We start from the raw sequence: 12,009 nt of genomic DNA on the forward strand, positions 1-12,009 counted from the left end.
GGCACGGTGATCGGATCGTCGGGCAGCACCGGCGGATCGGGCACCGGTGCGGAGGTCGGCTGCGCGTCCGCCGCCGCCGGCGGCGTCGGCGACCGCGGGGTCAGTGTCGGCGCGACCAACGCCGCCGCCGTGATGACCAGGGCCAACGCGCCGATCGCCACGAGCGGGCGACGGGCCGCCGGGCGGGCGGGTCGGACCGCGGCGGTCGCTGCGGCGGCCGCCGACGCGGTGGGGAGCGCGGGCAGGGTCACCGTCGGCGAGAGCATGGTGGCCGCCTGCGGGTCGCCGGGAAGCATCTGGTCGCGCAGCGCCGCGGCGACCTGGTGCGCGCTGGGGCGCTCCTGCGGGTCGCGGGCCAGGCAGCGCAGGCAGGTGAGCGCCACCACCGGGGGCAGCCCCGGCACGCCGTCCAGCGAAGGCACCCGCTGGTCCTGCAACGCGGCGTCCAGCTCCTCCCAGGTCTCAGCCGGGTACGGCACCTGCCCGGTCAGGGTCTCGTAGAGCAGCACACCCAGCGAGTAGACGTCGGTGGCCGGCTGGGCCGGCGCACCGTCCAGCCGTTCCGGCGCCACGTACGCCGGGGTGCCGAAGGTGCCGCCGTCCTCGTCCTCGTCGGGAGCGCCGACCTGGGTGGCGATGCCGAAGTCGAGCACCTTGGCGCCGACCTTCGTCATCATCACGTTGGCCGGGGTGATGTCCCGGTGCACGATGCCCAGCCGGTGCGCGGCGGCGAGCGCCTCGGCCACCTGTACGCCCACCTCGACCGCCGCCGGCCAGGGCAGTGGCCCCTCGCTGAGCCGGTCCTCCAGTTCCTCGCCCTCGAGCAGCTCCATCACCACGAACGAGGTGATCTCGCCGTCCGGGGCGAGCGTCTCGCCGTAGTCGTGCACCGAGGTGACGTGCGGGTGGACCAGCTGGGCGGCCGATCGGGCCTCCTCGCGCACCATGTCCCGGAAGCGGGCGTCGGCGGCCAGGGAGGGGGCGAGCACCTTGACCGCCACCACACGGTTGAGAACCTCGTCCCGGGCCCGCCAGATGACCGACATGCCGCCGGCCCCGATCTGGTCGAGGAGTCGGTACCGGCGGGCCAGCAACCGGCCGGGTTGCAGCGCTGGCATCTGTGATCGCACCTGCCTCGGGGTGGGGGCGGTATCAGGTTGCGGGAAGGTGTCCGCTCTGTCAACGGCCGCCCGCTTCTCCGGTGACCCGCTGCGCCGTCCGGTTCGCTGACTGCGACGACCAGCGGCTCCGGCGGGTGGGGCGGCGGACGCGTGCCAGGATGAACGGCATGGCTGGCGGTCCGGTGGCGTTCGTGCTCGGCGGCGGGGGAGTGCTCGGCGCGGTCGAGGTGGGCATGCTGCGTGCCCTGTTCCGCGCCCGGATCCGTCCCGACGTCGTGCTGGGCACCTCCATCGGCGCGGTCAACGGCGCGTTGGTCGCCGCCGAACCGTCCGAGGCGGTCACCGACCGGCTGGTCCGGCTCTGGACCTCCCCCGAGGCCAGCGAGGTTTACGGCGACTCGGTGGCCCGGCAGTTGCGCCGCTTCGCCGCCCGTACCCACCTGCACTCGCCCCGCCCGCTGCGCAAGCTGCTGGAGAGCGAGCTGGGCGCGGAGACCACCTTCGCCGACCTGAAGGTGCCGTTCCGCTGCTGCGCCGCGAACATCGAGCGGGCCGCCGAACACTGGTTCCACTCCGGGCCGGTGGTGCCCGCCGTGCTCGCCTCCGCCGCGGTGCCGGGGCTGCTGCCCCCGATCCGGATCGGCGACGAGCACTACGTCGACGGCGGGATCGTCAACTCCATCCCGATCGGAGAGGCGGTCGCGGTCGGCGCGAGGCAGATCTTCGTCCTCCAGGTGGGGCGGATCGAACGGGAACTGACGCCACCCCGGCGACCCTGGGAGATCGCCCAGGTCGCGTTCGAGATCGCCCGGCGGCACCGGTTCGCCCGGGAGATGGCGGCGCTGCCCGAGGGGGTGGAGGTGCACGTGCTGCCGACCGGCGGGCTGGAGCCCCGGGACGACAGCCCGTGGGCGTACCGGGACCTGGCGGCGGTGGGTCGGCGGATCAGCCGCGCCTACACCGCCTCCCGGCGCTACCTGTCCACCCTGGACCGCTGATGCCGGTGCCGCCGAGGTGGGTCCGCCGGCTGGTGCTGGCCCCCGGCGTGGTGCTGCTCGCGGTGCTGACGGTCACCACGGTGCCGGTCTGGGCGCTGCTCGGCCTGGCCGTCTCGCCGCTGGTTCCCGGCCGGCTGCGCCCGCTGCGGCTGCTCTGGATCGGCTGTGTGTACCTGGTCTGGGACGCGGCGGCGCTGATCGCGCTCTTCGCGCTCTGGGTGGCCTCCGGTTTCGGCCTGCGTAAACGCACGCCGGCCTTCCAACGTGCCCACTACGTGCTCGCCGGCCGCTTCCTCCGGGTGCTCTTCTGGCAGGCCCGGTGGACGCTGCGGCTGCGCATCGACGTGGTCGGCGCCGACCCGGACACCGCCCTGCCCGGCCGCCCCGAGCTGGTGCTCTGCCGGCACGCCGGGCCCGGTGACTCGTTCATCCTGATCCACGCCCTGGTCAACTGGTTCAACCGCGAGCCACGGATCGTGCTCAAGGAGAGCCTCCAGTGGGATCCGGCGATCGACGTGCTGCTCAACCGGCTGCCGAACCGGTTCATCGCGCCCGGGCCGGACAGCCGTGACTCGGTGGTCCGGCAGATCGGCCACCTCGCCACCGGCCTCGACGACGACGACGCCTTCGTGATCTTCCCGGAGGGCGGCAACTTCACCCCCCGCCGACGGCTGCGGGCGATCGCCCGGCTGCGCGCGCTCGGCCTGGAGAAGATGGCGTTGCGCGCCGAAGGGTTGCAGCACGTCCTCGCCCCGCAGCCGGGCGGGCTGCTCGCCGCCCTCGACGCCGCCCCGGACGCCGGCGTCGTCTTCGTGGCGCACACCGGGCTGGACCGGATGCTCACCGTCGCCGACGTGTGGCGGGAACTGCCGATGGACAAGCGGATCCTGATGCGCTTCTGGTCCGTGCCGCCCGAGCAGATCCCGACCGGCCGGCAGGAACGCATCGACTGGCTCTACGACTGGTGGGGCCGGATCGACGCCTGGATCGCCACCACCCGTGACGGCCTCGGCGTCGCGCCCGGCGTCGACGACCCCGGCGTCGCCTAGGGTGCGCTGGTGGAGCAGATCTGTGTGGTGACGACGGTGGTGGACGCACGTGCGGCGGCGGACGTGCTGGCCGCCACGGCGGTCGCCGACCGGCTGGCCGCCTGCGCCCAGGTCGGGGGCCAGGTCGACAGCACCTACTGGTGGCGTGCCGCGACGGAGACCAGCACCGAGTGGTCGGTGCAGTTCAAGACGGCCCCCGACCGGGTGACCGCGCTGGTCGACCGGATCCGCGCCGGGCACCCGTACGAGGTGCCGGAGATCCTGGTGAGCCGGGTGGAGTGCGGCGATCCGGCGTACGCGGCCTGGGTCCGCGAGAACACCCGGATCTAGGTACGCGCACTCTGTCGGTCGTCCCGCCCGGCCGTCGAGGATGGCGGGGTGCAGAACACCGCCTACCCATGCCCGGCCTGCGGCACGTCCGCCGACCTCGTCCGCGGGTGCGCCGGCTGCGGCCGGCCGCCGTACCCGCCCGCCGCCGAGGTGATCCGGCTGGACCGGGAGTTGGCCGTGCTCGCCGCCGAGGTGACGCGGGCGCGTGAGGCGTACCAGGAGGTGTCGGGCCGGTTCGAGACGGTGCGGCGGCGGCGGGCGGAGGTGGCGGCCCGGGTGCGTGCGGAGGCCGCGCGCACCACGCCGGCGGCAGGGCCGGGTGCGGTCGGCGGGGGGCCGACCGTCTCGGTTGCGCCCCAGCCGCCGGCGGCGGCCCCCGGGCGGCCCGAGGCGTCGACCCGGACGGTCCAGAGCCTGCTGTTCGTCCTCGGCGGGCTGCTCCTCGGCACCGCCGCGGTGGTCTTCACCGCGGTCGCCTGGGCGGCGGTGGGGGTCGCCGGCCGGGCCCTGATCCTGGCCGCGGTCACCCTGCTCGCGCTGGCCGTGCCGGTGGTCGCGGCCAGGCGCGGGTTGCGCGGCACCGCGGAGACCGTCGCCGCGGTGGGCCTGCTGCTGGTGGTCCTCGACGGGTACGCCGCCTGGGCGGTCGACCTGTTCGGGGTGGCCGCCTGGCCGGGCGCCCGGTACGCCGCGCTGGTCGGGGGGGCCAGCGCGGCGGTCGCCGCCGGGTACGCCCGGCTCAGCCGGCTGACCGGGCCCTGGTTCGCGGCGCTGCTGGTGGCGCAGCCGGTGCTGCCGCTGGCCGCGGCCGGAGCCCGGCCGGGGGCCGGCGGTTGGGCCCTGGTCCTGCTGGCGGTGGCGCTGCTCGACCTCGGGGTGGTGGTCGCCCTGCGCCGCCGGCACCCGGTCGTTCCCGCCGGGCCGCACGTGCCCGGCCCCGTGGTGGCGGGCCGGGTGCTCGCCTGGCTCGGGTTCGGCGGCGCCACGCTGCTGGCCGCCGGTTGTGCGCTCGTCCCGCTCGCCTGGGGGCGGGCCGCCGGTCGGCCGCTGCTCGCCGGGGCCCCGCTGCTGCTGGTGGCGCTGGTGGTGCTCGCCGGGGCGTGGGCCTCCCGGGAGCGGGGGCTGCGCCAGGTGGCGGCCGGCCTGTTGGTGCCGGCGCTGGCCGCCGCGCTGCTGCGCCCGGTCGCCGAGCTGCGTCCAGGCCTGCTGCTGGTGGCGGCGGCCCTGGTGGTCGCCGGGCTGGCCGGCGCGGTCCGGGCGCTGCCTGCGGGACCGCGTACCGGTCCCCGGGTCGGCGCGCTGCTGGTCACCGGTGGCCTCGGTCTGGTCGGCCTGCTCGCCACCGTGCTGCTCGCCGGCGCGGCGGCGGTCCGCTCCCAGCCACCGTGGCGGGGCGCGGAGCCGGGACCGGCGCTGCACTGGGGCTGGCAGCTCCCGGTCGCCGTCGCACTCGTCGCCGCCGTGTTCGCAATGCTGCTGCCCCGGCCGGCCCGCCCGGCGGCCAGTCTGGTCGGTGTGGCGCTCACCGCGCTCGCGCTGCCGGCCGTCACCGCAACGCCGTGGCCGGCGACCCTCGCCGTGGACCTGGCCGCCGGGGTGGCGCTGCTGCTCGTGGCCGTGTGGCCGGGCAGCCGGACCCCGACCGTGCTGGCCGGGTCGTTCGCCGCCGCCACCCTGCTCGGGCACGGGCTGCTGGTGGCCTGGGCGACCGAGGGCGGGACGCTCGCCGCGATCGGGGTCGTGCTGTCCGTCGGGCTGGTCGCCGCGGCCCTGTCCGGTCGCGGCACCCCGGCGCAGCGCGCTGTCGGCGGGGCCGGGCTGGTCACGGGCCTGCTCGCCATGCCGATCCTGGCGGTCGTCGCGCTCGTCGCCGCCGACGTGACACCGCCGTGGCAGGTGCGCGGGGCGTCGGTCGCCGCCGCGCTGTCGCTCCTCGCGGTCGTCGTCGTCCGCCGCCACCGTCCGGATCTCGACGGGTACGCCTCGACCGCGTCGGCACTGGTCCTCGGCGGGTGCGCCCTGGCGCCGCTGGGCGTGCCGACCGAACCGGTGGCTCCGTACGCGGCGGTGGCCGCGCTGCTGCTGCTCGCCGTCGGCGGGGAGGCGCCGGCCGCGATGGCGGGCCGGGTGGTCGCCGCCACGCTGACCGGGGTCGCCGGCCTGGCCGTGCTGCCGCCCACCGTGGCGGCGGTCCTCACCCCGTACGGCGGGCCGGTGTGGCCCTGGTCCGGGGTGCCCGAGGCGGCGCCGGTCGGCGGCGCGTGGGCCGCCCTGTGCGCCCTGCCGGTGCTGGCGGGTGTCGCCATGTTGCCGGCCGCGCGGGCGGGTGCCGGACGGGCCACCCTGGCGCTGATCGGGCTCCCCTTCGCGGCGGCGGCGGTGCCGGTGTTGCTGGTGGCGGCGGGCACGCCCTGGCCGGCGGGGCCGGCGGCAGTGCTGCTCACCGGCCTGGCCGCCCTGCTGGTCGCCGCCCTCGCTCCTCCCGGTGCGGGCGCGATCCGGCGGGAACTCCTGCTCGGCCTGGTCGTGGTGCCGATCGGTCTGCTCTGGACCCTCGCCGGTCTGGCCGGGCTGTTCGCCACCCCCGCCGGCACGCTCGCCGGGCTGGCGCTGACGGTGGTCGCCGCCGCCGTGGTGGCGGTCGCCGCGAGACGGTCCGGGGCGCAGGTGCTGGGCGGCGTGGCGGCGACGGTCGCGGCCGCCGGCTTCGCGGTGGCCGCGCCGCTCGCCGCCGGGCTGCCGCTGCGTACCGCCGGGTTCGCCGTGCTCGCGGTGGCCGGGGCGGTGCTGTTCCTCGCGCCGGTGCTGGCTCGTCGCGCGGCCCTGGCCGGCTCGGCGCTGGAGGCCGCCGCCCAGGCCGTCGCGTTGGTGGCGCTGCTTCTCACCATGACCGGGTACCGGCACGCGGCAGTGGTGTGCGTGCTGTGGGGCGTCGCGGTCGGCCTGCGCGTGCTGCGGCGCGGCGAGTCCACGGCCGGACGGTGGACCTTCGCGGGCATCGCCGGGGTCAGCGAGCTGCTCGGCGTCTGGCTGCTGCTCGTGGCGGGCGGAGTGGTGCTGCTGGAGGCGTACACCCTGCCGGCGGCGGGCCTGGCGCTCGTCGCGGGCTTCGTCGCGCTGCGTACCCGGCCGGGGCTGACCAGTTGGCTGGCGCTCGGCCCCGGGCTCGCCGCCGGGCTGCTACCCGGCCTGGTGTCGGTGCTGGTCGCCCCGGAGCCGCAGCCGTGGCGGCGGCTGGGGGTCGGGCTCGCCGCGCTGGGCGTGGTCCTCGCCGGAGCGACCCGACGCTGGCAGGCGCCGGTGATGCTGGGTGGGGCCACGCTCGCCCTGCTCGCCCTGCACGAACTGGCCCGTGGCTGGGGCCTGCTGCCCCGGTGGGTCTTCCTGGCGGCCGGTGGGCTGGCGTTGATCGCCCTGGCCGCCACGTACGAGCGGCGCCGCCGCGACCTGGCCCGGCTGCGTACGGTGGTCGGCCGGATGAGCTGAAGCGACCCGGAGCCGGCGGCCATCGGTGATCGGGTGGTGACCTGGGGTGCCGATCCGTGGCGGCGGGCGGCGTCTCCGCCCGCCGCCGGCTGTCCCGGTAGGGTCGGGGGCATGGCAGACCTGCTCACCGCGGAGGCGGTGCGAGAAGAGCTGGGCGGGCTGACGGACTGGTCGGGCGACCCGACCGCGATCAGCCGCACCGTGCAGCTGGGCAGCTTCCCCGACGCGATCGCCGTGGTCGACCGGGTGGCGGTGGTCGCCGAGCGACTCGACCACCACCCCGACATCGACATCCGGTGGCGGACCCTGACCTTCCGCTGCGCCACTCACTCCGCCGGTGGGGTTACCCACCGTGACGTGGAGTTGGCACGCCAGATCGACGACATCGTCCGGAGCGCCGAATGAGATTCGAGATCAGCAAGGTGCTCGACGCCATCGAGGGCCGGGTCTGCACCGACCCGTCCCTGGCCCGGGCCGTCCTGGACCTCGCCGAGGTGATCCGCTACCAGGACCTCGACGGCGGCCGGCCGGCCAGCCTGCTGCGGCTGGGCATGGTCATCGACGCCCTGTCCCGGCAGTTGGAGGAGGACAGCGTCCCGGTCTACGCGGTGGTGCACCGGGCCCTGCTCTCCGACGCCGACCTCACCTCCAACGAGCGCATGGTGGTCCGTCGCTGGGCCGACGACGGGCTGGTCGAGGTGCTCGACAACCCGGGTGACCGGATGCTGGAGGTGGCCGACCTGCTCGGCCTGCCGGTGCTCAGCCGGGTCCGCTTCGACGGCCTGCGCGGGCGGTTCCCCTGGGTGGTGGAGCAGCCGGGCCGGGTGCTCGCCCCGGTGCCCGGCGCGGGCGGGCCGGCCTTCGTCGCCCACGTCGGCGGCGGCCCGACTCCGGTGTCCGGGGACCGCTCCCCGGCGGGCGGGAAGCTGCTGGCCCGGCAGTGGCGATGCCCGGAGCCGGGCTGCGCGCTCTTCGGCGGCGGCGGGGGCGGCGGGGCCTTCGCCGATCTCGCCCGGACGGAACGGGCCCCGGCCGGGCAGCCGCCACCGTCGCTGCGCAACGGTGTGCCGACCTGCCCACGGCACGGCGCCCGGCTCTCCGACGCCGGCCCGCGTCCGCGCACCGAGGTGCTCGCGGTACGCATCGGCGGGCTGATCCGCCGGCGTTTCGTGCTCACCGAGGAGCAGCCGGTGCTGGTCGGCCGGGCCCCGGAGGGCAGCGGCGGCGTCATGCTCGGCCAGTGGCTGAACGACGAGGCGCGCCGCTGGATCAGCCGTAGCCACGTCCGGCTGGAACTGCGCGTCGGTGAGGTCATCGTGACCGACATGAGCACCAACGGCTCGGGCATCCGTCCCAACGGCTCGATGGTCGAGTCGGAGCGTGTCCCGCTCGCGCCGAAGCAGTCCCGGGTGCTCGCCGGGGCCGACATGGTCGAGCTCTACCCCGGCGTGCAGGTCGGCCGGGCCGAGGCGCTGCCCACCGGCGCTCCCTTCACTCCCACCTCGGTCATGGCCGAGGCGCCCACCATGGCCATGCGCCTGCCCCGCCCCTGACCCGGACGCCAGGCCCTCGCCCGGCCCTGACCTGGACGCCCGGCCCTGACCTGGACGCCCGGCCCTGACCTGGACGCCCGGCCCTCGCCTCGCCCGGCCCGGCGGAGCGGGCGGGGCGGGCACGGATTGCGGCAGGTGGTGGTGTTTAGAGGCCGGAACACCATCACCTGCGGCAGACCTCGACGATCCTGGTCGGCCGTCAGGGACGGGGGCGAGGTCCTTCAGTCGGTCAGGGACGGCGGCGACGACCTTGGTCAGCCGGCCAGCACGGCGGCCAGTTGGGCCACCGCGTGGTCGATCTCCTCCTCGGTGATCACCAGCGGCGGGGCGAGGCGGATGGTGGAACCGTGGGTGTCCTTGGCCAGGACGCCCCGCTCCATCAGCCGCTCGCAGGCCACACGGCCACTCATCAGCGCCGGGTCGATGTCCAGGCCGGCCCAGAGACCGCGGCCCCGCACGACGACGACGCCCCTGCCGATGAGTCCCTCCAGGCCGGCCCGCAGCCGCTCGCCCAACTCGGCGGAGCGGCGCTGGAACTCGCCGGTGGCCAGCAGACGGACCACCTCTGTAGCGACCGCGCAGGCCAGCGGGTTGCCGCCGAATGTCGAGCCGTGCTGGCCCGGCTTCAGCACCCCCAGCACGTCCGCGTTCGCGGCCACCGCGGAGACCGGCACGATGCCCCCGCCGAGCGCCTTGCCCAGCAGGTACATGTCCGGCACGACGCCCTCGTGCTCGCAGGCGAAGGTGGCACCCGTGCGGCCCAGCCCGGACTGGATCTCGTCGGCGACGAACAGCACGTTGCGCTCGGTGCAGACCCGGCGTACGCCCGGCAGGTAACCCTCCGGCGGCACCACCACACCCTGCTCGCCCTGGATGGGCTCCAGCAGCACCGCGACGGTGTTCTCGTCGATCGCCGCCTCCAGCGCCGCCAGGTCGCCGTACGGGACCACGGTGAAGCCCGGGGTGTACGGCCCGAAGTCGGCGCGCGCGTCCTCGTCGGTGGAGAAGCTGACGATGGTGGTCGTCCGGCCGTGGAAGTTGCCCTCCGCGACCACGATGTTGGCCTGGCCGGGGGTGACGCCCTTGACCTGGTAGCCCCACTTGCGGGCCACCTTGACGCCGGTCTCGACCGCCTCGGCGCCGGTGTTCATCGGTAGCACCAGATCCTTGCCGCAGAGCGCGGCCAGCTCGCGGCAGAAGTCGGCGAACTGGTCGTGGATGAACGCCCGGCTGGTGAGGGTCAGTCGGTCGAGCTGCTCGTGCGCTGCCCGGACCAGCGCCGGGTGCCGGTGGCCGAAGTTCAGCGCCGAGTAGCCGGCCAGGCAGTCCAGATAGCGGCGACCGTCCACGTCGGTCAGCCAGGCGCCCTCGGCCGAGGTGATCACGACCGGCAGCGGGTGGTAGTTGTGCGCGGTGTGGCGCTCCGCGTCCCGTACCGCCGCCGGAGTCCGCAGCATGTCCTCGATCACTTGTTCGCCTTTCCCTGACGGAGTCGCAACGTGCAGCACTTCGGTCCGCCGCCGGCCTTGCGCAGCTCGGACAGGTCGATGCCGATCGTCTGGTAACCCCGGTCGCGCAGCTTCGCGGCCAGGGCGGTGGCCTGCGCGGGCAGCACCACGTTCCGGCCGTCGCTGACCGCGTTGAGGCCAAGCACCTCGGCGTCGGCCATGGTGGCGTGGACGGCGTCGGGGAAGAGCCGGCGCAGCACGGCCTGGCTGCCGGGGGAGAACGCGGCCGGCAGGTACGCCACGGTCCGCTCGTCGAGCACGGTCAGCGCGGTGTCCAGGTGGTAGAAGCGCGGGTCGACCAGCTGCAGGGTGACCACGGGGTAGCCGAAGACCTCCTGAAGCTGGGCGTGCGAGGCGTGGGCGGTGCGGAACCCGGTGCCGGCGAGCAGGTGGTCGCCGACCAGCAGGACGTCGCCCTCGCCCTCGTTGACGTGCTTCGGGTCGTACAGCTCGAACCCGGCGGCCTCGAACCAGGCCCGGTACGCGGGGGCCTCGTCGGCGCGCTGTGGGTCGCGGAACTGGACCGCCATCGCCATGCCGTCGATGACGGTGCCGCCGTTGGCGGCGAAGACCATGTCGGGCAGGCCGGCGACCGGGTCGATCAGCTCGACGGTGTGACCCAGGTCGAGGTAGGTCTGGCGGAGCCGTTCCCACTGCCGGACGGCGAGGCCGGCGTCGACCGGCGCGGTCGGGTCCATCCACGGGTTGATCGCGTAGTCGACGGCGAAGTACGTCGGCCGGCACATCAGGAAGCGCTGGCTGGTGGCGTCCATCGTCATGTCCTGCTCCTGGGGTCGGGCGCGCCCGGCCACCGTGGCCCACGGGCTGGCGCCGTTGGTCAACGGTATGCGGAGCTGGCCGACGGCATCCACCGTCGAGGCTTGCGTACGCCGTCGAATCATTGCGTCTGGGGCCGTTTCGCCGACGATACGTTGCAAACGAGCGGAGCCGGTGCCGCAGTTCGCGGTACCGGCCCCGGGAAGGCTTCGGGGGCGGCGAACCGCCGCCCCCGAAAGAGGATGTGCCCGCTGGTGAACCACCAGATCCCTCGGGCGTCGCCGGCACCCCACCGGCAGCCGGACAGTGCCCGTCAGACCCGGCGGGCAAACTGTGAGTCAAGCCACTCACGGAGCCGGGTCACCTGGTCGCCGTCGGTGGTCGGCCAGTCGAACTGGCCGGTCATCGCGATGATGCCGAGCACCACGGCGGCGAGACCGACCAGCATGCCGATCAGCGCGTCGGTCGTGCCGGCCACGTGCCGGCGCCGGGTGGCGATCAGGCCGAACACGGCCAGCACGGCGCCGGTCGCGCCGAGGGCGATGCCGTAGCCGGCGAGGGTGCCGGTGAGCACGGCAGCCGCGCCGACGACCGAGACGACCAGGCCGAGGGTGGCCAGCAGGCTGGTCCGGGGCTTCGGGCCGGCGACCGTCGGGGCCTCCACCCGGTCCGGCTTCCCGTTCCGATCCAGGTCGATGGCCTGCTCCGTGGTCGGGGTCGCGGTCGCCGAGGTCCCGGCCGGGGAGGGCGGCAGGGGCCGTCGGGTGTCCGTGTCGCTCCGGTTGGTGGCGCGGCGGGGTGAATCGTCGACCGGCGCGACCCTTCCGGACGGGCCCCCGGAAGTCGCGGCCGCGGGGCGCGCGGTCGCCGCACGGGCGGTCGCGCCACGCTCGGCGGCCCGATGGGCCGCGTCGGCGTCGTGCGCGCCGTTGGTGGTCACCGCGTTGCTGCGGTACGTCGCCGTGTCGGCGTCCCGGTCGGTCACCGCCGGCTGGCCGTCGCGCCCGTCCATCCGCCCGTCACCGTCGGCGTTCTGCACGGACGAGCCGCCGCGTCGGGTCAGTGAGGGAAAATTCATGTCACATCTCCTTGTCGATACGTGGAGGCCTCGGAAGGGTCGCCGGCAGCCACGCGGGTAACGAATGGGAAGTACCCCGTGCGGCGATCGGCCACACTCGTCACCGGCC

The 12,009-nt window shown here is 75.4% G+C and carries 10 protein-coding genes; 6 read left to right on the top strand and 4 right to left on the bottom strand.

The features are described 5' to 3' along the window. Nucleotides 1-1,118 (bottom strand): serine/threonine-protein kinase (locus tag E1193_RS23975; protein ID WP_132185438.1); only part of this gene is annotated, 1,118 nt, incomplete at its 3' end. A gap of 170 nt (nt 1,119-1,288) precedes the next feature. Here E1193_RS23975 and E1193_RS23980 point away from each other — a divergent pair. The 6 genes from E1193_RS23980 (at nt 1,289) to E1193_RS24000 (ending at nt 8,537) form a co-directional block, all read left to right on the top strand. After that, entirely contained in the window at nt 1,289-2,119 is an 831-nt protein-coding gene (locus E1193_RS23980) for a patatin-like phospholipase family protein (protein WP_132185439.1), read from the top strand. Further along, on the top strand, nt 2,119-3,168 hold the full coding sequence (locus tag E1193_RS23985) for a 1-acyl-sn-glycerol-3-phosphate acyltransferase (protein ID WP_132185440.1): 1,050 nt from the start codon (nt 2,119-2,121) through the stop codon (nt 3,166-3,168). Before E1193_RS23980 ends, E1193_RS23985 begins: the two co-directional genes overlap by 1 nt. Before the next feature lie 9 nt (nt 3,169-3,177). Then, nucleotides 3,178-3,498 carry a divalent-cation tolerance protein CutA gene (gene cutA, locus E1193_RS23990; protein ID WP_132185441.1) on the top strand — a complete coding sequence of 107 codons (321 nt, stop codon included), beginning with the start codon at nt 3,178-3,180 and terminating at the stop codon, nt 3,496-3,498. 48 nt (nt 3,499-3,546) lie between these two features. Then, entirely contained in the window at nt 3,547-6,984 is a 3,438-nt protein-coding gene (locus E1193_RS23995) for a hypothetical protein (protein WP_132185442.1), read from the top strand. A 111-nt stretch (nt 6,985-7,095) separates the two neighbouring features. After that, a complete protein-coding gene (locus E1193_RS32585; RefSeq protein WP_207922833.1) occupies nt 7,096-7,389 on the top strand; it encodes a 4a-hydroxytetrahydrobiopterin dehydratase in 294 nt (97 codons plus the stop codon). Beyond that, entirely contained in the window at nt 7,386-8,537 is a 1,152-nt protein-coding gene (locus E1193_RS24000; protein ID WP_207922834.1) for an FHA domain-containing protein, read from the top strand. Before E1193_RS32585 ends, E1193_RS24000 begins: the two co-directional genes overlap by 4 nt. A 254-nt stretch (nt 8,538-8,791) precedes the next feature. Here the strand turns inward: E1193_RS24000 and rocD are convergent, their stop codons facing one another. From rocD to E1193_RS24015, 3 genes are all read right to left on the bottom strand, one after another. Next, a complete protein-coding gene (rocD, locus tag E1193_RS24005; RefSeq protein WP_207922835.1) occupies nt 8,792-10,006 on the bottom strand; it encodes an ornithine--oxo-acid transaminase in 1,215 nt (404 codons plus the stop codon). Next, a complete protein-coding gene (gene ddaH / locus E1193_RS24010; RefSeq protein ID WP_347877045.1) occupies nt 10,003-10,947 on the bottom strand; it encodes a dimethylargininase in 945 nt (314 codons plus the stop codon). The genes rocD and ddaH overlap by 4 nt, the downstream gene beginning before the upstream one ends. 188 nt (nt 10,948-11,135) lie before the next feature. Beyond that, the gene (locus tag E1193_RS24015; RefSeq protein WP_132185444.1) at nt 11,136-11,900 is read right to left on the bottom strand and encodes a thrombospondin; all 765 of its coding nucleotides are present in this window, start codon (nt 11,898-11,900) and stop codon (nt 11,136-11,138) included. Nucleotides 11,901-12,009: the final 109 nt, after the last annotated feature.

The organism is Micromonospora sp. KC606 (assembly GCF_004348675.1).
Taxonomy (GTDB): Bacteria; Actinomycetota; Actinomycetes; order Mycobacteriales; family Micromonosporaceae; genus Micromonospora.

Excerpts from the sequence above, each read along its gene's own strand:
- E1193_RS24000 (WP_207922834.1), top strand. The coding sequence starts at position 7,386 with ATGAGATTCGAGATCAGCAAGGTGCTCGACGCCATCGAGGGCCGGGTC.
- ddaH (WP_347877045.1), bottom strand. The coding sequence starts at position 10,947 with ATGATTCGACGGCGTACGCAAGCCTCGACGGTGGATGCCGTCGGCCAG.
- E1193_RS23980 (WP_132185439.1), top strand. The coding sequence starts at position 1,289 with ATGGCTGGCGGTCCGGTGGCGTTCGTGCTCGGCGGCGGGGGAGTGCTC.
- E1193_RS24015 (WP_132185444.1), bottom strand. The coding sequence starts at position 11,900 with ATGAATTTTCCCTCACTGACCCGACGCGGCGGCTCGTCCGTGCAGAAC.
- E1193_RS32585 (WP_207922833.1), top strand. The coding sequence starts at position 7,096 with ATGGCAGACCTGCTCACCGCGGAGGCGGTGCGAGAAGAGCTGGGCGGG.
- E1193_RS23985 (WP_132185440.1), top strand. The coding sequence starts at position 2,119 with ATGCCGGTGCCGCCGAGGTGGGTCCGCCGGCTGGTGCTGGCCCCCGGC.